The organism is Acidovorax sp. NB1, assembly GCF_005405905.1.
Lineage (GTDB): Bacteria > Pseudomonadota > Gammaproteobacteria > Burkholderiales > Burkholderiaceae_C > Acidovorax.
In genome coordinates, this window is record NZ_BJHU01000016.1 from 219438 (window position 1) to 238102 (window position 18665).

Annotated in this window: 17 protein-coding genes and 1 tRNA gene; 10 read left to right on the plus strand and 8 right to left on the minus strand. The window is 62.9% G+C overall.

Annotated elements, in window-relative coordinates:
- Positions 1-68: 68 nt before the first annotated feature.
- On the minus strand, positions 69-1256 hold the full coding sequence (locus AvAM_RS07785) for an ABC transporter substrate-binding protein (RefSeq protein WP_137746526.1): 1188 nt from the start codon (positions 1254-1256) through the stop codon (positions 69-71).
- Between the two features lie 495 nt (positions 1257-1751).
- On the opposite strand from AvAM_RS07785, the gene AvAM_RS07790 reads away from it, so the two are divergent.
- The 4 genes from AvAM_RS07790 (at position 1752) to AvAM_RS07805 (ending at position 4700) form a co-directional block, all read left to right on the plus strand.
- A complete protein-coding gene (locus tag AvAM_RS07790) occupies positions 1752-2954 on the plus strand; it encodes an HPP family protein (RefSeq protein WP_137746527.1) in 1203 nt (400 codons plus the stop codon).
- A gap of 229 nt (positions 2955-3183) precedes the next feature.
- Positions 3184-3432 carry a translation initiation factor IF-1 gene (gene infA, locus AvAM_RS07795; RefSeq protein ID WP_063460522.1) on the plus strand — a complete coding sequence of 83 codons (249 nt, stop codon included), beginning with the start codon at positions 3184-3186 and terminating at the stop codon, positions 3430-3432.
- A gap of 216 nt (positions 3433-3648) precedes the next feature.
- Positions 3649-3725: transfer RNA gene (locus tag AvAM_RS07800), tRNA-Pro, on the plus strand.
- A gap of 162 nt (positions 3726-3887) precedes the next feature.
- Positions 3888-4700, plus strand: coding sequence for a DUF1624 domain-containing protein (locus tag AvAM_RS07805; RefSeq protein WP_137746582.1), 813 nt, complete (start codon positions 3888-3890; stop codon positions 4698-4700).
- Positions 4701-4838: 138 nt separating this feature from the next.
- On the opposite strand, the gene AvAM_RS07810 is transcribed toward AvAM_RS07805, so the two are convergent.
- The 6 genes from AvAM_RS07810 to AvAM_RS07835 form a co-directional block, all read right to left on the minus strand.
- On the minus strand, positions 4839-5624 hold the full coding sequence (locus AvAM_RS07810; RefSeq protein WP_137746528.1) for a peptidylprolyl isomerase: 786 nt from the start codon (positions 5622-5624) through the stop codon (positions 4839-4841).
- Between the two features lie 69 nt (positions 5625-5693).
- Positions 5694-5960 (minus strand): BolA family transcriptional regulator, encoded by a 267-nt coding sequence (locus AvAM_RS07815; protein WP_137746529.1) that lies wholly within the window; start codon positions 5958-5960, stop codon positions 5694-5696.
- 14 nt (positions 5961-5974) lie between these two features.
- Positions 5975-6514, minus strand: a complete 540-nt coding sequence (locus AvAM_RS07820) for a septation protein A (protein ID WP_137746530.1) — start codon at positions 6512-6514, stop codon at positions 5975-5977.
- A 23-nt stretch (positions 6515-6537) separates the two neighbouring features.
- Positions 6538-6951, minus strand: coding sequence for a peptide-methionine (R)-S-oxide reductase MsrB (gene msrB / locus AvAM_RS07825; RefSeq protein WP_137746531.1), 414 nt, complete (start codon positions 6949-6951; stop codon positions 6538-6540).
- Positions 6948-8432, minus strand: coding sequence for a YdiU family protein (locus AvAM_RS07830; RefSeq protein WP_137746532.1), 1485 nt, complete (start codon positions 8430-8432; stop codon positions 6948-6950). Before AvAM_RS07830 ends, msrB begins: the two co-directional genes overlap by 4 nt.
- A 78-nt stretch (positions 8433-8510) precedes the next feature.
- Positions 8511-9563, minus strand: a complete 1053-nt coding sequence (locus AvAM_RS07835) for an AraC family transcriptional regulator (RefSeq protein ID WP_249368001.1) — start codon at positions 9561-9563, stop codon at positions 8511-8513.
- 194 nt (positions 9564-9757) lie between these two features.
- Between AvAM_RS07835 and AvAM_RS07840 the strand changes: the two genes are divergently transcribed.
- On the plus strand, positions 9758-11464 hold the full coding sequence (locus AvAM_RS07840) for a carboxylesterase/lipase family protein (RefSeq protein ID WP_137746533.1): 1707 nt from the start codon (positions 9758-9760) through the stop codon (positions 11462-11464).
- A 34-nt stretch (positions 11465-11498) separates the two neighbouring features.
- On the opposite strand, the gene AvAM_RS07845 is transcribed toward AvAM_RS07840, so the two are convergent.
- Positions 11499-12185, minus strand: a complete 687-nt coding sequence (locus AvAM_RS07845) for a Crp/Fnr family transcriptional regulator (RefSeq protein WP_137746534.1) — start codon at positions 12183-12185, stop codon at positions 11499-11501.
- 276 nt (positions 12186-12461) lie between these two features.
- Here AvAM_RS07845 and AvAM_RS07850 point away from each other — a divergent pair, with 276 nt between their 5' ends.
- The 5 genes from AvAM_RS07850 (at position 12462) to AvAM_RS07870 (ending at position 18664) form a co-directional block, all read left to right on the plus strand.
- A complete protein-coding gene (locus AvAM_RS07850; protein WP_137746535.1) occupies positions 12462-14105 on the plus strand; it encodes a 3-(methylthio)propionyl-CoA ligase in 1644 nt (547 codons plus the stop codon).
- A gap of 187 nt (positions 14106-14292) precedes the next feature.
- Positions 14293-15525 carry a branched-chain amino acid ABC transporter substrate-binding protein gene (locus AvAM_RS07855; RefSeq protein ID WP_137746536.1) on the plus strand — a complete coding sequence of 411 codons (1233 nt, stop codon included), beginning with the start codon at positions 14293-14295 and terminating at the stop codon, positions 15523-15525.
- Between the two features lie 70 nt (positions 15526-15595).
- Positions 15596-16549 carry a branched-chain amino acid ABC transporter permease gene (locus AvAM_RS07860; RefSeq protein WP_137746537.1) on the plus strand — a complete coding sequence of 318 codons (954 nt, stop codon included), beginning with the start codon at positions 15596-15598 and terminating at the stop codon, positions 16547-16549.
- Between the two features lie 4 nt (positions 16550-16553).
- Entirely contained in the window at positions 16554-17876 is a 1323-nt protein-coding gene (locus AvAM_RS07865) for a branched-chain amino acid ABC transporter permease (RefSeq protein ID WP_137746538.1), read from the plus strand.
- A gap of 2 nt (positions 17877-17878) precedes the next feature.
- Positions 17879-18664: an ABC transporter ATP-binding protein gene (locus tag AvAM_RS07870; RefSeq protein WP_124514469.1), complete on the plus strand. Its 786-nt coding sequence runs from the start codon at positions 17879-17881 to the stop codon at positions 18662-18664.
- The last annotated feature ends 1 nt before the right edge of the window (position 18665 follow it).

Sequence of the window (18665 nt, forward strand, 5' to 3'; positions counted from 1 at the left end):
CGTCCCCCTGCCCGCAGCGCGCAGCGCTGCGAGCGCGGTGGGAAGGCGCGCAGCGCCTCAGGGGGGTGTTACCCCATCCTGCAACCAGCGCCGCTGTCGGCCAGTGCCTTGGCGGCCACGCCGATCACCTTGTTTTCCTTGTTCTCTACCTGGCGCAGGTAGATGTCCTGCACGGGGTTGTGCGACTTGCTCATGGTCCACTTGCCGCGCGGGCTGTCGATGGTGGCGCTCTCCATGGCCTTGATGACGGCCGGCTTGGCAGACAGGTCGCCCTTGACCGCGTTGGCGCCTTGCACCAGCAGCAGGCCGGTGTCGTAGCCCTGCACGGCGTACACATCGGGCTGGCTGCGGAAGGCTTTTGCGTATTCCAGGCGGAACTGCTTGTTGCGTGGTGTGTCCAGCGAGTCGCTGTAGTGCATGGTGGTGACGATGCCGTCGGCAGCGGGGCCGGCCGCATCGAGCACGCCTTCAGTGAGGAAGCCCGAGCCGTACAGCGGGATCTTGTCCTTGAGGCCTGCGGCCGCGTAGTCGCGGATGAACTTGGCTGCACCGCCCCCGGCAAAGAAGCAGGCCACGGCGTCGGGCTTGAGCGCAGCGATCTCGGTCAGCAGCGCCTGGAATTCAACGTTGGGGAAGGGCAGGCCCAGCTCCTTCACGATGGTGCCACCCGCAGCGGTGTAACTCTGCTTGAAGCCTTCGAAGGCCTCGTCGCCAGCAGCGTACTTCCAGGTGATCCACACGGCCTTCTTGTGGCCCTTCTCGACCATGGCCTTGCCCAGTGCGAGCGTGGGCTGCGAGTTGCTGAACGAGGTGCGGAACACGTTGGGCGCGCACAGAGCGCGCGTGGCGGCATGCACGCCCGCGTTGGGAATCAGGTTGAGCACGCCGGTGTCGCGTGCCACTTTCTGGATGCCCATCTGCACGCCGGAGTGCACGGTGCCGATCAGTACATCCACCTTGTCGCGCTGCACCAGCTTGCTGGCGTTTTCCACGCCCTTGCTGGGCTCGGACTCGTCATCCACCTTGAACCACTCGATTTCGCGCCCGCCAAGCTTGCCGCCCTGCTGGTCAATCGCCAGACGCACGCCGTTCTCGATGGCCACGCCCAACTGGGCGAAGGTGCCGGTGTAGGGCAGCATGAAACCCACACGCACTTTGCCGCTTTGGGCGCGCACGATGGAGGGCAGCAGCAGCCCTGTGGATGCTGCGCCCACAAGGGCGGCGCTGCGGCTGATGACAAGGCGGCGGGTGGTCATGGAATGGGTCTCCTTTGTTTAGGCTTAAAGTAATTTACTTCAAGCATTCCGTGGTGAATACCTATGGGTTACCCGTACCGGAAGGGCGGGGTTCCAGCTTGCCAGGTCGAACGCGCCAGCCCGGAGATGGCTCCGCTGGGTGTAATCTGACTACTGGCATGTCTGAGCACTGTCGCAATGTTGATTTGGATATGAACTAAAGTGCATTTTCTATTTTTTTCTGCAGTATAGGTCATGATTTTTGTGCTGTGCAGGCTTGTTGGGGTCGCCGGTATCAGTAGTTTCGAGCATAGGTGAGACTTTTGGGGCCTTGGGCGCTGGATATGGCCGCCGGATGTACTGCTCTGGTGTTGCTGAATGGCGCAGTGGGGACATGCCGGTCCCGGGCCTTGCACAATGGTGACCTCGGCGACACTGGCATATTGCGGAGCGTGGCTTTTCTGGGCCTGCCTGTTTTGCTCTCGCTTGGGTGCGTGGCCGCGCTTCTTTTTGTTCATGTCTTTTTCTGTTCCTCCATCCCCGCCTTCTTCGTCTTCGTCGCAGCCTGCGCATGTCCGCCTGGTGCAGTGGTTGCGCCACTTCTGGCCAGCGCCCCTGGGCATTGATGGCCGCGAAAGGCTGCGCTTTATTGCGGGGGCCATGGTCGGGGTGTTGCTGACCGCGTGGCTGAGCCGTTGGTGGGCGGGCGGCGGTGGTTCGGGCCCCTGGATGGTGGCCTCGCTGGGGGCTAGTGCGGTGCTGGTGTTTGGCATGCCGTCGAGCCCGCTGGCCCAGCCCTGGCCCGTGCTGGGCGGGAGCACTTTGTCGGCCGTGGTGGGCGGACTCTGCTCGGCCCTGATCCCCGACCCGGTGTGGGCGGGGGCGGTGGCCGTGGGGCTGGCCATTGCGCTCATGGTGCCTTTGCGCTGTCTGCACCCGCCGGGTGGTGCCATGGCGCTGTATGTGGTGCTGACGGCAGGTGATGGCTGGCACCTGGCCGCGTTTCCCATTCTGTTCAACGTGCTGGTGTTGCTGGTGGCTGCCGTGGTGTACAACGGGCTGACCGGGCGCCGTTACCCGCACCCGCAGCGTGTGGCGGCCCGCACTGATGTTTCCAAGGGGGCTTTCACCGCATCGGATGTGGATGCAGCGCTGGCGCACTACAACCAGGTGCTGGATGTGAGCCGCGCTGATCTGGAGGGGCTGTTGCATCTGGCGGGGCGCGCGGCCTTCCAGCGGACGCTGGGCGAGGTGCGCTGCGCTGACATCATGTCCCGGCCCCCGCTGGCGGTGGAGGCAGGTGTCTCGCTGAAGGATGCGTGGGCCCTGATGCGTGCCGAGCAGATCAAGGCCCTGCCTGTGGTGGATGCGCAGCGTCTGGTGGTGGGCATCGTGACTGTGGCTGATTTCATGCGCCTGGCCAACCTGGATATGCATGAAGGCCTGGGGCAGCGACTGCGCACGCTGGTCATGGGGCGCGCAGGCCAGCCCCAGAGCGTGGGCGAAATCATGTCGCACCCAGTGCAGGTGGCCCGCGTGGAGCAGCATGCGATGGACCTGGTGCCGCTGTTCTCCCAAGGGGGGCACCACCACATTCCTATCGTGGATGTGGAAGAGCGCTTGGTGGGGGTGATCACACAGACGGATCTGGTGCGGACCCTGGCCCTTGCAGTACAGGGGCGCGACGACCCGCCTGCGGCCCCTGCAACGCGCCGATAGGCACAACAGGGCGCATCGCGGTACAATCGACAGGCTTTGCACAGCGCTTTTGCCTGTCCATTGAAGCCGTCTCCCCCGGCCGTCTGCCTGATCTGCGCCCCGGGTGCAGCGACTCCCACCGCCCGCAATGCACCGTGTGTCGAGCACCGACCACGTCGTAGCTGCCGTGGTGGATGCACCAAGCTTTCAGGCGCTGATCACAGAATTTAGTTTTGAAGAGATAAAGAACATGGCCAAAGAAGAACTCATTGAAATGCAAGGTTCCGTGACGGAAGTCTTGCCCGACTCGCGCTTTCGCGTCACGCTGGACAATGGTCACCAACTGATCGCCTACACGGGCGGCAAGATGCGCAAGCACCACATCCGCATCCTGGCGGGTGACAAGGTGTCCCTGGAAATGTCGCCCTACGACCTGACAAAGGGTCGCATCACCTTCCGCCACCTGGCTGGCCGTGGCCCTGGCCCGAGCAGCCGCTAAGCCATCGTCTGGCTTGATTCGTTGGTTTCATCGGTTTCATTGGTCTTTTTCAGCCTGAAGGGCTGATCCGTTTCTTGTGGTTCTCTCGTTCTCGCACAGCCTTGCCAGAGGCTGTGGACTTTCGGTTTGCTGGGGTGCTTGCCGCTTTTCAAAAAAATGAAAAAAGCAGGCATCGAACCAAAAAACAGGAAATTAGCGGGTTAGAATACGAGCTGTCGGAGCGTAGCGCAGCCTGGTAGCGCATCTGCTTTGGGAGCAGAGGGTCGCGAGTTCGAATCCCGCCGCTCCGACCAATGTTTGAAGGCCTTGCAGCATATGCTGCAAGGCCTTTTTTCTTGCCTGTTGCGGTGCGGGGCAAGCAAGTGACAGGGGTAAACGTCCTTACCATCGGGGCGTCCCGGATGGAGCCGAAGCCTGGGGAGCATCCGTTCAATTGCCGTCTGATCGGTCACGCCATGAAACGTCCTCTGCCCGTCTCCCCATCTTCCGCCTCCAGCCCATGGACGGGCACCCCGACCAACACCGGCCAGCGTTATGACGCGGTGGATGCCCTGCGAGGGTTGGCGATGGTGTGGATGACCGCCTTCCACTTTTGTTTTGACCTGAGCCATTTTGGTTTTTGGCCGCAGAACTTCCGTGTGGACCCGTTCTGGACCACGCAGCGCACCTTCATCGTGAGCCTTTTTCTTTTCTGCGCTGGGCTGGGGCAGGCCATTGCTTGGCAGCAGGGGCAGGGGTGGCAGCGTTTCGGGCGCCGCTGGATGCAGATCGCGGGCTGCGCGCTGTTGGTGACGCTGGGCTCTTTTGTCATGTTTCCGCAGAGCTTCATCTACTTCGGGGTTTTGCACGGTATGGCCGTGATGCTGCTCATTGCCCGGTGCACATCTGGCTGGGGGTGGTGGCTGTGGCTGGCGGGGTTGGTGGCGGTGGCCCTGCCGCCCCTGGCGCAGCATCTGCTTGCTGGCAGTTGGATTGAGGCGGCACCCTGGTTCAACGGCCGGGTCCTCAACTGGCTGGGGTTGGTATCCCGCAAGCCTTTCACTGAAGACTATGTGCCCGTTTTCCCTTGGTTGGGCGTGATGTGGTGGGGGCTGGCTGCAGGCCAGTGGGTGCTGGCCCACCGGCCGGTGCTGCTGTCGCGGCCGCTGCCCGGCATCGTTCGGCCCCTGTCGGTTCTGGGGCGCTGGAGCCTGAGTTACTACATGCTTCACCAACCGGTGATGATTGGACTGTTGATGGCGGTGGCCTGGTGGCTGGGTAGGTCGTAACCGCCACTGGCTCACGGAAAGAACAAGCGGTTCTAGGGAGAACTGCCGGTGGCAGATGATCATTTCCAGCGGGCATAAAAAACGCGGCCTGGGCCGCGTTTTTTCAGGGGCATCCCTGCGGATGCCGGTCTGGCCTGATTACTCGACCTTGGCCTTGGCGCGCAGGTCTTCCTGGAACTTGGCCAGCTTTTGTTGTTGCAGCTGTTGGGCCACCTGGGGCTTGACTTCGTCCAGCTTGGGCAGTTGTGCCTGGCGCACGTCGTCCAGACGGATCACGTGCCAGCCAAACTGGCTCTTCACCGGGGCGTCGGTCATCTTGCCCTTTTCGAGCTTGACCAGGGCTTCAGAAAACTCACCCACGTAGCTGGACGGATTGGCCCAATCCAGATCGCCGCCCTTGGCGCCAGAACCTGGGTCCTTGGATTGCTTCTTGGCGATGTCTTCGAACTTGGCGCCCTTCTTGATGGACGCGATGATGGCCTTGGCGTCGGCTTCCTTTTCCACCAGGATGTGGCTGGCCTTGTATTCCTTGCCGCCATTGGCTGCCACGAATTTGTCGTATTCAGCCTGGATCTCGGCGTCGGTCACCGGGTTGGTCTTTTGGTAGTCGGCGAAGAGTTCGCGAATCAAGATGCTCTGGCGGGCCAGTTCCATCTGGGCCTTGTAGTCGGCCGAAGCTTCCAGGCCGCGCTTTTGGGCTTCCTGCATGAAGATTTCGCGGGCGATCACTTCTTCCTTGATCTGGCCTTCGATATCGGGCGTCACGGGGCGGCCCGAGCGCTCCACCTGCTGCTTGAGCGCCTCAACGCGCTCTTTGGGCACGGCCTTGCCGTTCACGATGGCGACGTTTTGGGCGGAAGCGGGCAGGGCCATCGTGCCCAGCACGGCAGCGGCCACGAGGCCGGACAGGAGCTGTTTCTTCATGCGAAATCCAAAAAATGAGAGGTTGTTTTGTGCCAGCTGAAATCCGGCACGGTGCTATCTGCGGCCGGTTCAGAGAACTTCAATGGCGAGGGCGTGGACGCCTTGGTCAATAAATTCTTGCAGCGAATCATACACAAGGCGATGCTGCGCCACCCGGGGCTTGCCTGTAAACAAAGGTGACGAAATCCGGACCCGAAAATGGGTGCCGAAACCGGTGCCGTTGGCCCCGGCGTGGCCCGCGTGGGCGGCACTTTCGTCCAGCACTTCGAGGCTGGTGGGCACCAGCCGCTGGGCGAGGGTCTGGTGCATCTGCTGGGCTAGGGAAAGATCGGTCATGGGAATCCTTCGGCTCAGGCTGCAGGCTCGTCGCCCTTGAGGTGCGGCGCGATGTAGATGCCCTGGCCTACCAGAAAGACCAGCGGGAAGACGTAGCCCCAGAGCTTGAAGTCCACCCAGGCCTCGGTGCTGAAGTTGACCACCACATAGGCGTTGATGGCGGACATGAAAGCGCAGTAGACAATCCACGCCACATTCAGCCGCAGCCAGACGCGGTCGGGCAGGTCGAGCTGGCTGCCCAGCAGCATCTTGAGGAAGTTCTTCTTCATCGCCCACAGGGCCACGGCCAGCGCCAGGGACATGGCGCCGTACAGCACCGTGGGCTTCCACTTGATGAAACGGTCGTCCTGCAGCACCAGCGTGAGCGTGCCGAACAGCAGGATGAGCACCAGCGTGACCTTGTGCATGGTCTGCAGGCGGCGGTCCATCGCGTAGATCAGGCCCATCTGCACCACGGTAGCCGCCATGAGCACAGCTGTGCCCACGTAGATGCCATAGAACTTGTAGGCCCCGAAGAACAGCAGGATGGGGAAGAAGTCGATCAGGATTTTCATGGAGTCGGGAAAATTCTCGGCGGTCAGCCCTTGTCGGATTCGAAGTCGAGCGACGCAGAGTTCATGCAATAGCGCAGGCCGGTCGGTGCCGGGCCATCTTCAAACACATGGCCCAGATGGGCCCCGCATTGTGCACACACCGTCTCGGTGCGGACCATGCCGTGGCTGCGGTCCACGATTTCGGTGATGGCGCCGGGGATGGCTTCGGAAAAGCTGGGCCAGCCGCAGCCCGCGTCGAACTTGGTGTCCGAATCGAACAGCTTGGCATCGCAGCAGATGCAGCGGTAGCTGCCGTCGGCCCAATGGGTTTGGTACTTGCCGGTGAAGGGGCGTTCGGTGGCGGCATGGCGCGTGACCTGAAAGGCCACGGGCTCAGCCCCCTTCTCGCGCAGCACGGCTTGCCATTCGGCGTCGGTCTTCTGGATGGGATGGGTCATGATGAACAGCTGATCTCGATGGAAGACGCCCAGTCGGGCGGGAAAGCGGCGTAGGCCTCGTGTCCCGGGTGCTCGTCGAAGGGACGCTCCAGCAACCGCTGCAGGGTTTGGAGTTCGCCGAAGTCGCCAAGTTTCGCCGCACGGATGGCCTGTTCGCCCAGGTGGTTACGTAGCACGAACTGGGGGTTGGTTCTAAGCATAAAATGAGCCGCTTCCGCGCGCCCATCATGCTCTGATAGCTCTGAATATGATAGCAACCATGCGTCAAAGGCCGCGCGATCGGCAAACAGGTCGCGCACCGGCTCGAAGTTGTTCTGCCCCACCGCATGCGAGAGGCGGCGCCAGAAGATCGTGTAGTCCACGCCATTTTTGGCAAGCAGCAGCAGGATGCCGTCGATGAGCGCCGCGTCTTGTTCGCGCACAGCTGCCAGCCCCAGCTTGGCGCGCATGCGGGCCATGAACGCCTCTGGGAACACGGTCTTGTAGGATTCCAGCGCCGCCTTGGCCAGCTCTTCGTCGCCGATCAGCGGCAGCAAGGCCTGCGCCAGGCAGAAGAGGTTCCAGTACGCCACATTGGGCTGGCGGTTGTAGGCATAGCGGCCCTGTGTGTCGCTGTGGTTGCACACATGCCCGGGCACGAACGCGTCCAGAAACTGGAACGGGCCGTAGTCGATCGTGAGGCCCAGGATGCTCATGTTGTCGGTATTCATCACCCCATGGCAAAAGCCCACGGCCTGCCACTGGGCCATGAGGCGTGCGGTGCGCTCGCTCACGGCTTGCAGCAGGGCGGCATAGGCATTGCCACTGAAGTCCGGGGTGTCCCGGCATTCGGGGTAATAGCGGCCGATCACGTAGTCTGCGAGCGTCTGCAGCTGGGCCTCTTGGCCGCTGGCGGCAAAGTGCTCAAAGTGGCCAAAGCGCACAAAGCTCGGGGCCACGCGGGTGACGACGGCTGCGGTTTCCACTTCCTCGCGCCGCACCGGCGCAGGCGAGCCGGTGATGCACAGCGCGCGCGAGCTGGGGATACCCAGGCCATGCATGGCCTCGCTGCACAGGAACTCGCGGATGCTGGAGCGCAGCACCGCGCGGCCGTCGCCCATGCGGGAGTAGGGCGTGCGGCCCGCGCCTTTGAGCTGGACTTCGTGGCCGCTGGCTGTCTCGCCCAGCAGGATGGCCCGGCCATCGCCCAGTTGCCCTGCCCAGACGCCAAACTGGTGGCCGCTGTACACGCTGGCCAGGGGGCGCGAGCCCGCCAGCAGTGTGTTGCCAGTGAAAGCCTGCAGCGCTTCATCGCTGCCCAGCCAGGATGTGTCGAGCCCGATCAGGCGGGCCACGTCGGGGCTGGTGCCCACCCAGTGGGGCGCAGGCAGCGGGGTGGGGCGCAGTTCGGTATGGAAGGCGGGGCCCAGGTCGGCAAAAGCGTGGTTCCAGGCCAGGCCCAGGTCGGTGGTGGTCTCGCTGTGGTCGGCGCTCAGATTCATGGCCTCAATTGTCTCGCACCGGGGATGGCACAAGGCGGGCAAGGCCATGCGGCGTTGTTGCTGCGAATCCTCCAGCGCTCAGGAGGTGGGCGCCGCCGCTTCGGATTCCGCCTGCGGCAGTTGCGCGCGGTATTGGCCGGGTGGCATGCCAAACCAGCGCTTGCAGGCGCGAAACAGGTTGCTCTGGTCGGCAAAGCCCAGCAGGTCGGCGATTTCGGCCAGGCTGCGGCGTTCGTCACTCAGGTGCTGGCGTGCGAGTTCGCAGCGGGTGTCATCCAGCAGTTGCTGGTAGCTCACGGACTCGGCCTGCAGGCGCCGCTGCAGGGTGCGGTCAGTGAGGTGCAGGCGTGTGGCAATGTCCTCGCGCCGGGGCTCGCCCAGGTGCAGAACGCGGGCGATTTCGGTGCGCACCCGGGTGCTGGCCAGGGTCTGGCCGAGCTGGCCCAGCTCGGTCTCGACCAGCCGCTCATGCAATGCCCACAGGCTGGGGTTGTGTGTGGGGATGGGGGCCCGCAGGTCGGCTTCCGACAGCAGAAAACGGTTGGCAGGCTGCTCAAAACGCGGCAGCAGCCCAAAGGCTGCTCGGTAGCGGCTGTCCTCGTGCGGTGGTGGCGTGGTGAGGTCCATGGCCAGGGGCACCAGATCGCGCCGGGTCAGCCAGCAGCACAGCGTGAACAGGGTGAGCACCGCAAACTCGATGCGCTGGCGCGGAATGGGCCGGGTGGCGCCAATGTGGCTGAGCGCCAGCCAGTAGCCCTGGCCGCGCGGGTCGCGCTTCATTTCAAAGGTGGTGGCGTCCGAGATCAAGGCCATTTGCCGCTGCAGATGCTCAAAACCGATCAGCAGGTTGGGGCCGGAGGCCAGCGCGTAGCCCACCAGGTCCACATTGCCGTAGCGCGACGCCAGATCGCGCGCCAGGCCCAGGCCAGGCTGGCCGTAGCGGGTGGCTGCAGCTTCCCACAGGCGGCTCACGCGGTCCACGTCCACGCGCGTCTGTGTCTGTGGCTGCTGCTGCAAGGCCTGCAGATCGATGCCTGCCTCGGCGCACAGCTCGACCGCTGGCAACCCCTCAGCGGCAAACATGTCTGCGATGCCGCGCACCCAGGCAGCAGAGCTGGTGCGCTGTGTCATGGGTGGCTCATGGGTGGTGCGCCCGCTCAGGGTTTACGCGGGGATGGTGTTCTGAAGTCACTGTTTTGGCGTGGTTGCGATAGTGGGCTGGCGGCGAAGCATTTACACAATCGTCGCCGAGGTCGGGCCCTGCCGCAAGTGTGACGCTTCGCTGAGGTGCGACCCATTCCTAAAAACCCCAAAGGAGACAAGACATGATCAATTTGCGCAAGCGTGTGCCGTGGCTCGGTGCCGCAGTGGCTGTGTTGGCATTGGCTGGTTGTGGTGGTGGTTCGGGCTCTGCACCCGAGGTGCGCGAGACGGTGTATGGCACCGTGCGGGGCGTGGACGATGGTGCTGTCACAGGCACCTATGCCTGGAAGGGGCTGCCATTTGCCCAACCCCCGGTGGGTGACCTGCGCTGGCAGCCGCCTGTGGAGCCCGCCGCCTGGACCGGCGAGCGCAATGCCACGCGCTTTGGCAATGCCTGCCTGCAGATGGGGCGCCTGTACGGGCCGGGTGCCAACAACCGGTTTGATGACACCATCGGCCAGACCCTGGGCACGCCGGTGGGCCAGGAAGACTGTCTCACCCTCAACATCTGGCGCCCTGCCAACACGCAAGACAAGCTGCCCGTGTTGTTGTTCCTGCATGGCGGCAGCGCCATCTCGGGCTACACCGCAGACCCGGTGTACGACGGTGCCGCGCTGGCGCGCAAAGCGAATGCCGTCGTGGTCACGGCCAACTACCGGCTCGATGTGCTGGGCTTCTTCCAGCTACCGCAACTGCAAAGCGGCAGCCAAACGTACACGGGCAACTATGCCCTGCTGGACAACGTCGCAGCCCTGCGCTTCATCCAGCGCAACATCGCCAAATTTGGCGGCGATGCGGGCAACGTGACGTTGATGGGGCAGTCTGCGGGCGCCATCAATGCGCTGGCGCTGCTGACGGCGCCGCAGGCTGCAGGCCTGTTTCACAAGATCGTGCCCATCAGCGGGGGCATCTCGCTGGCGAGCAACCTGCCTGCGGGCTCCATCCCCACGCTCAATCCAGCGTCCAAATACGCCGCCCAGTCGGGGGCACTGCTGGCCGCCCTGGCACTCGCCGACGGCCTCGCGCCCGACGCCGCGGCCGCAGCGGCGCTGGTGGCGGGCTGGACGCCTGCCCAAACCGCAAGCTACCTGCGTGGCAAGGACGGCCGTGTGCTGCTGCAAACCGTGCTGCAGAAGGGGCTGACGGGCTCCGGGCCGATTCCGGATGGTGTGGTGGTGCCTGCCAATCCGATTGCCGAGATAGCGGCTGGCCACTACCACAAGGTGCCAGTGTTGTCAGGCTACACCCTGGACGAGGCCAAGCTTTTTGCACCGTTTCTCGCGCTGCTGGGGGGCAAGCCGGGCCTGAAGATCAGCGATGCCGAGCGTTTTGCGATGACGCAGGGTTTCAATCCAGACGCGCCGACCACGCTTTCGGTGGCCGACATCATCGACCCGTCCTACCTGCCAGTCACTGCGCCCACCACAGGCTACAACGCACGCATGAAGCTGCTGGGCAGCGTGTTTTTTGAGCCCAGCCGTGACAACCTGCTGGGCACATTGCGTGCCCAGCAAACCGAGGTGTGGAGCTACCAGTTCAACTGGGCCCAGCAGCCTGCGCCTTGGGCGGATGTGTATGGGGCGGCGCATGGCTTCGACCTGCCTTTCGTGTTTGGCAACTTCGGCCCCTCGTTGCTGGCCAAGGCGGCCAACAGCACCGCCAACCAGCCGGGGCGCCAGGCGCTCTCGGGCGTTATGATGGACAGCGTGCGCGCCTTTGTGCACACCGGCAACCCCAACCATGCAGGCCTGGGCCAGGAGTGGCAACCTTGGCCCCGCAAGTTCATCTTCGATGCTGATCAGAAGGCCGTACGCCTGAGTGTTCAGTGAAGACCCGGCGTCTGATGTTGTCTGGCATCCCTCTTCATGCTGCAGCCGTGGCCGTGAGGTATGCCCCCAATGCCTCGTCGTCCACGATGGCCACCTTGCCGAAATCCAGCGACACGATGCCCAGCTCTTCCAGCGCGCGCAGCACGCGGTTCACCGTCTGTCGCGACAGGCCCACCAGTTGGCCCAGCTCGTCCTGCGTGAGGTTGAGCCGGCGTGTGCTGCGCCAGAACAGGCGGCTCAGGTACAGCGCCACGCGGTGCTCGGGCGACTGCGTGCGGCCTGCCTCGATGATGGTCATGGCCTGTCCAAGCCGCATGTTCAGGTGCAGAACCAGAAACTGGTTGAACGCCAGGCTGCTTTCACGCAGCGTTGCAAACAGGGGCAGCGGCAGGCACAACAGCGTGGTGGGCCGCAGTGCCACCACGTTGTACTTGCGCGGCTCGGGCTTCATGGCCGAGCCTTCTCCAAACCACTCGCCATCGGGCACGCCGATGAACGCCGACGACCGTCCTTTGCTGGCAGGGCTTTGCAGCATCACCAGGCCCGACAACACGGCATGCCAGCCCTCTACCGCACTGCCTGCGGGCATCATGACGGCTCCCTTGTCGCCCTGCACGGCAAACACCTCATTGCGCAGGCGTTCCTGCAGCGCGACAGGAACGCTGGCAAACCAGGGCTGGGCCGAAATGAAACGCGGAGCAGGAGGGAGGGTGCTGAGCATGTGCGCGATTGTCGCTGCACCGTGGCACAGGGTTCAGGGTTATCCCTTGGGCTTTGTCAACGGGACGACAGGTGTTGGCAGCGGCGCATGGGCGGCGCACACTGGCGGCCTGCCGTGGGGCGTTGGGGGTTGTGCAGCCACGCTGTTGGTGAGGCGTGCAGTGCCTGGGGCGCTGGCGGGTTCCGAAAGCCTCGTTACATGACTTTGGAGACACCTCAGGCCCGTGCCTCGCGCTACCATGATCTTTCCCTTCACTACAACATCCAAGGAGCACCCATGCTGGGTCTGATGCAGAGTCAACCGTTGCTGATCTCGTCGCTGATCGAGTTCGCAGAACGCCACCATGGCGACGCCGAGATCGTCTCCCGGCGGGTAGAGGGTGACATTCATCGCTACACCTACCGCGACCTGGCGGCACGCTCACGCCGCCTGGCCAATGCGCTGGACGATCTGCAACTGCAGTTCAGCGACCGCGTGGCCACGCTGGCCTGGAACGGCTACCGCCACATGGAGATGTACTTCGGTGTTTCCGGCTCGGGCCGTGTGCTGCACACGGTCAATCCGCGCCTGCACCCCGATCAGATCGCCTGGATCGTTAACCACGCCGAAGACCAGGTGCTGTGCTTCGATCTCACCTTCCTGCCCCTGGTGCAGGCCGTGCACGCCAAGTGCCCCACTGTGAAGAAATGGGTGGCTTTGTGCGATGCCGACAAGCTGCCTGCAGACTCTGGTGTTCCCGGCCTGTCGAGCTACGAAGATTGGATTGGCGCCCATTCGACCGACTACGCCTGGCCCGAGTTCGACGAGAACTCGGCATCGAGCATGTGCTACACCAGCGGCACCACGGGCAACCCCAAGGCGGCGCTGTACAGCCACCGCTCCACCACGCTGCACGCCTATGCGGCTGCGCTGCCCGACGTGATGTGCCTCTCGGCCCGCGACTCCGTGCTGCCGGTGGTGCCCATGTTCCACGTCAACGCCTGGGGCATTCCGTATTCGGCCGCGCTCACGGGTTGCAAGCTGGTGTTTCCAGGTCCGGCGATGGACGGCAAGTCGATCTACGAACTCATCGAAGGTGAGAAGGTTACCTACGCTGCAGGTGTGCCCACCGTGTGGCAGATGATGCTGGGCCACATGAAGCCTGCGGGGCTCAAGTTCTCCACGCTGCGCCGCACGGTCATCGGTGGATCGGCTTGCCCCCCCGCCATGATCCATGCGTTCAAGGAAGACTACGGTGTAGAGGTGCTGCACGCCTGGGGCATGACCGAAATGAGCCCGCTGGGCACGCTGTGCACGCTCAAGAACAAGCACCTGGCCATGTCCAAGGATGAGCAGATGAAGGTCCTGCAAAAGCAGGGCCGTGCGATCTATGGCGTGGACATGAAGATCGTGGGTGGCGACGGCAACGAGTTGCCCTGGGATGGCAAGACCTATGGCGATCTGTTGGTCAAAGGCCCGTGGATTGTGGGCAGCTATTTCAAGGGCGAGGGCGGCAATCCGCTCATCAAGGACGCGCAAGGTCGGGGCTGGTTCCCCACGGGCGACGTGGCGACCATCGATGCCGACGGCTTCATGCAGATCACCGACCGCAGCAAGGACGTGATCAAGTCGGGCGGCGAGTGGATCAGCTCCATCGACATCGAGAACATCGCCATGGCGCATCCTGCGATTGCCATGGCAGCCTGTGTGGGCATGCCGCACCCCAAGTGGGACGAACGCCCCATCGTGGCGGTGGTCAAGCGCCCTGGCACCGAAGTCACACGCGATGAGCTGCTGGCGTTTTATGAGGGCAAAACCGCCAAGTGGCAGATCCCGGATGACGTGGTGTTTGTGGATGCCATTCCGCTCGGTGCCACCGGCAAGATGCTCAAGACCAAACTGCGCGAGCAGCTCAAGGATTACAAGCTTCCGGGCCTGTGATCAGGGAGGGGCAATGCATGGGCGCGCATCGCTTGCGAAGGCCTTTTTTTGCACTGCCCCAGGCTGGTGCGCGCTCGGGGGAGCGCAGCGCCAGTCACGTGTGCGACGCTGGTAGGGGCAATCCCTGAGCATCGCTTTGTTGCAACGCGGTACGCTGCGTTGTGTCGATTCACTAGGAGACAAAACCATGAAATTTGCTATTAAGGCTGTAGCAGCCTCGGTAATCTTGGCGGCCGCTGGCGGGGCCTTCGCTCAAAAGGGCGAGACAGTGAAGATCGCTTGGCTGGACCCCCTTTCGGGCCTGATGGCAGCCGTCGGAACGAACCAGCTCAAGAGCTTCCAGTTCATCTCCGAAGAGTTCAACAAGAAGAACGCCGCAGGCGTCAAATTCGAGATCATCGGAATCGACAACAAACTCAGCCCACAAGAGACCACCAGCGCCCTGCGCTCGGCCATGGACCAGGGCGCACGCTACGTGGTGCAAGGCAACGGCTCTGGCCCTGCGCTTGCCATCATGGACGCGCTGGAAAAGCACAACGCACGCAATCCCGGCAAGGAAGTCCTGTTCCTGAACTACGCCGCCGTGGATCCCGATCTCACCAACAGCAAGTGCAGCTACTGGCACTTCCGCCTGGATGCAGACACGTCCATGAAGATGGAAGCGCTGACGACCTACATGAAGGACCTGCCCGAGGTCAAGAAGGTCTACCTGATCAACCAGAACTACTCGCACGGCCACCAGGTCTCGAAGTTCGCCAAGGAAATGATGCAGCGCAAGCGCCCCGATGTGCAGTTTGTCGGCGACGACCTGCACCCTCTGGCCCAGGTGCGCGACTTTGCCCCGTACATCGCCAAGATCAAGGCATCGGGTGCCGACAGCGTGATCACCGGCAACTGGGGTTCTGACCTCGCGCTGCTGATCAAGGCCGCCAATGATGCAGGCCTGAACAACGTCAATTTCTACACCTACTACGGCTCCGTCACCGGCAGTCCCACGGCCATGGGATCGGCCGCCGCAGGCCGCGTGTACATGGTGGCCTATGCCCACATGAACTTGCCCGGCGAGCTGAACAAGATCGTGCTGGACTACAAGAAAAAGTTCAACGACGACATGTACACAGGCGCCGTGTACCACGCGTTCACGATGCTGTCGGAAGGCTTTGCCAAGGCCAAGTCCACCGACCCCGTCAAGGTGGCTGCTGCGTTTGAAGGCATGAAGTTCAAGAGCTTCAACGGTGAAGTCGAAATGCGCAAGACCGACCACCAGCTGCAGCAGGGCCTGTTCATCTCCAAGTGGGAAAAGGCGGGTGGCAAGTACCCGATCGACTCCGAGAACACCGGCTACACCTTTGTGCCCGTGAAGTACTACGAGCCCTATGTGGCCAGCACGCCCACGTCGTGCCAGATGAAGCGCCCGTAACTCCTGCGTGACCGCTTCGAGGCCCGACCTGGCTCGGGCCTTTTTTTTACCCCTGCAGTGAAAAATTCCAATGAATCCTGAGTTTTTCGTGATCTCTTTGCTGAACGGAGTGAGCTACGGGCTCCTGCTGTTCATGCTGAGTTCCGGCCTCACGCTGATCTTCAGCATGATGGGCGTGCTCAACTTCGCACACACCAGCTTCTACATGCTGGGTGCGTACTTTGCGTTCACCATCTCCGGGGTGGTGGGCTTCTGGCCAGCGCTGGTGATCTCTCCACTGGTGGTGTTTGTGCTGGGTGCGGCGTTCGAGCGCTATTGCCTGCGCCGCGTGCACAAGTTTGGCCATGTGCCGGAGCTGCTGGTCACCTTCGGGCTCTCCTACCTCATTCTGGAAGTGGTGCAACTGGTGTGGGGCCGTTCCACCGTGCCCTACGGCCTGCCAGAGCAACTGCAGGGGCCCCTGTTTTCGTTGTACGGCACGCAGTTCCCCAAGTCGCGTTCGTTCGTGATGCTGGTGGCCCTGCTGATGCTGGTGTCCGTGTGGCTGCTGCTGACTCGCACGCGCATTGGCCTGGTGATTCAGGCGGCGCTCAAATACCCCGAGATGGTCGAGGCGCTCGGCCACAACGTGCCGCGTGTGTTCATGCTGGTGTTTGGCGGTGGCGCTGCCCTAGCCGGCCTGGCCGGTGTGATCGGCGGCAACACCTACGTCACCGAGCCCGCGATGGCGGCCTCGGTCGGCTCCATCATCTTCGTGGTGGTGGTGGTGGGAGGCATGGGTTCTCTGGCGGGGGCGTTCATCGCCTCGCTGCTGATCGGGGTGGTGCAGACCTTTGCGGTGGCGCTCGACTACTCGATGATCCACGTGTTCAAGGCCGTGGGCGTGGCGGTGACGGACCAGACCTTCGGCTACCCGCTGCTCAAGCTCACGATCTCCCAGGTGGCGCCCATCCTGCCGTACCTGTTCCTTGTGCTGATTCTGATCTTCCGCCCCAAGGGCTTGCTGGGTACGCGGGAGGATTGATGCCATGAATTCGACTACCAACACTGTCTCCAGTGCCACCGCGCACTACCGGTTCAAGCCCTGGAATGTGGGGAGGATCGTCATCTGGTCGCTGTTTGCGATTGCCTTGATTGTGGCGCCCATGCTGTTTCGCAGCAGCCTGGCGCTGACCATGCTCTCGCAGATCGGCTACCTCATCATCATCTGCCTGTCCTACAACATGTTGCTGGGGCAGGGCGGCATGCTGAGCTTCGGCCATGCGGTGTACACCGGCCTGGGCTCGTTCATTGCCATCCATGCCATGAACATGGCTGGCAAGGGCAGCTTCCACATCCCGCTGGTGCTGATCCCTCTGGTGGGTGGGCTGGCCGGGGCCTTTTTCGCCATCATCCTGGGCTTCGTGACCACCAAGAAGTCGGGCACGACGTTTGCCATGATCACGCTGGGCATTGGCGAGCTGGTCGCGTCGATGGCCCTGATGTTCCCCGAGTTCTTCGGTGGCGAAGGGGGCATCACCACCGACCGGGTGTACGGCAAGGCCTTCTTCGGCCTGAATTTTGGCTCGGGCATGCAGGTGTACTACCTGATCGCCGCCTACTGCTTCGTGTGCACGGCAGCGATGTTTGCCTTCACCGGCACGCCGCTGGGCCGCATCCTGAACGCCGTGCGCGACAACCCCGAGCGTGTGGAGTTCATTGGCTACAACACGCAGCGGGTGCGCTACTTCGCCTTCATCATCGCGGGCTTTTTCGCCGGTATCGGCGGAGGCCTGGCCACGATCAACTTCGAGATCGTGACCGGTGCCGACAGCCTGAATGTGGTGCGCTCCGGCGGCTACCTGCTGTTCACCTTCCTGGGCGGGGCCACGTTCTTCTTTGGTCCGATCATCGGCGCCGTGCTGCTGGTGCTGGCCTCGGTGTTGCTTTCCGAGTTGTCCAAAGCCTGGCTGCTGTACCTGGGCCTGGTGTTCCTGTTCATGGTGATGTACGCCCCCGGCGGCGTGGCCAGCCTGATCATGATGAACCTGCGCCTGGCCAAGTTCGGCAAGCTGCGCCAGTTGTGGACTTCGTATCTGGCGCTGGGTGGCACGGCCCTGGTGGGCGTGCTGGGCGCGGCCTGCATGATCGAAATGACCTACCACCTGCAGCTCAATGCAGCGCTCGGGTCAGAGCTCTCGTTCCTGGGCGCCACGCTCAACGCCAAAGGCTTCACCAGCTGGTTTGGCGCCGTGTTCGTGATGGTGACGGGCTTCGCCTTGTTCGAGATGTGCCGACGCCAGTTTGTGCGCCAATGGGGCCGTATCCAGGAAGAAATAGAACATGAAATCAAGCGCGGGGAGGCTCTGTAACCATGGCGGCTGACAACGCAACCTATGCGCTCGAACTGCGCGACTTGCGCAAGAGTTTTGGCAAGACCGAGATCATCCGTGGCGCCAACTTGGCGGTGGCGCCGGGCGAACGTGTGGCCATCATCGGTCCCAACGGTGCGGGCAAGTCCACGCTGTTCAATCTGATCAGCGGGCGCTTTGCGCCCACCAGCGGAGACGTGATCCTGAACGGCCAGCGCATCAACGGCATGGCGCCGTACGAGATCAATCGGCGCGGCCTCTCGCGCAGTTTCCAGATCACCAACATCTTCCCCAAGCTGTCGGTGTTCGAGAACCTGCGCTGTGGCGTGCTCTGGAGCATGGGCTACAAGTACACGTTCCTGCGCTTCCTGTCGAACCTGCACGATGCCAACGAGCGCGCCAAGCAGCTCATGGAGATGATCAAGCTCGACAAGAAGCGCGACACGCTGGCGATGAACCTCACGTATGCCGAGCAGCGCGCGCTGGAGATCGGCATCACCATCGCGGGCGGCGCCAATGTGATCCTGCTGGACGAACCCACCGCAGGCATGAGCAAGACCGAAACCACGCGTTTCATTCACCTCATCAAGGAAGTGACCGAAGGCCGCACGCTGCTCACGGTGGAGCACGACATGGGCGTGGTGTTTGGCCTGGCCGACAAGATCGCCGTGGTGGTCTATGGCGAGGTGATTGCCTTTGACACACCGGACAAGGTGCGCGCCAACCAGCGCGTGCAAGAGGCCTATCTGGGCTCGGTGGTTGCGGACGAGCAGGGGGCGGGACACTGAC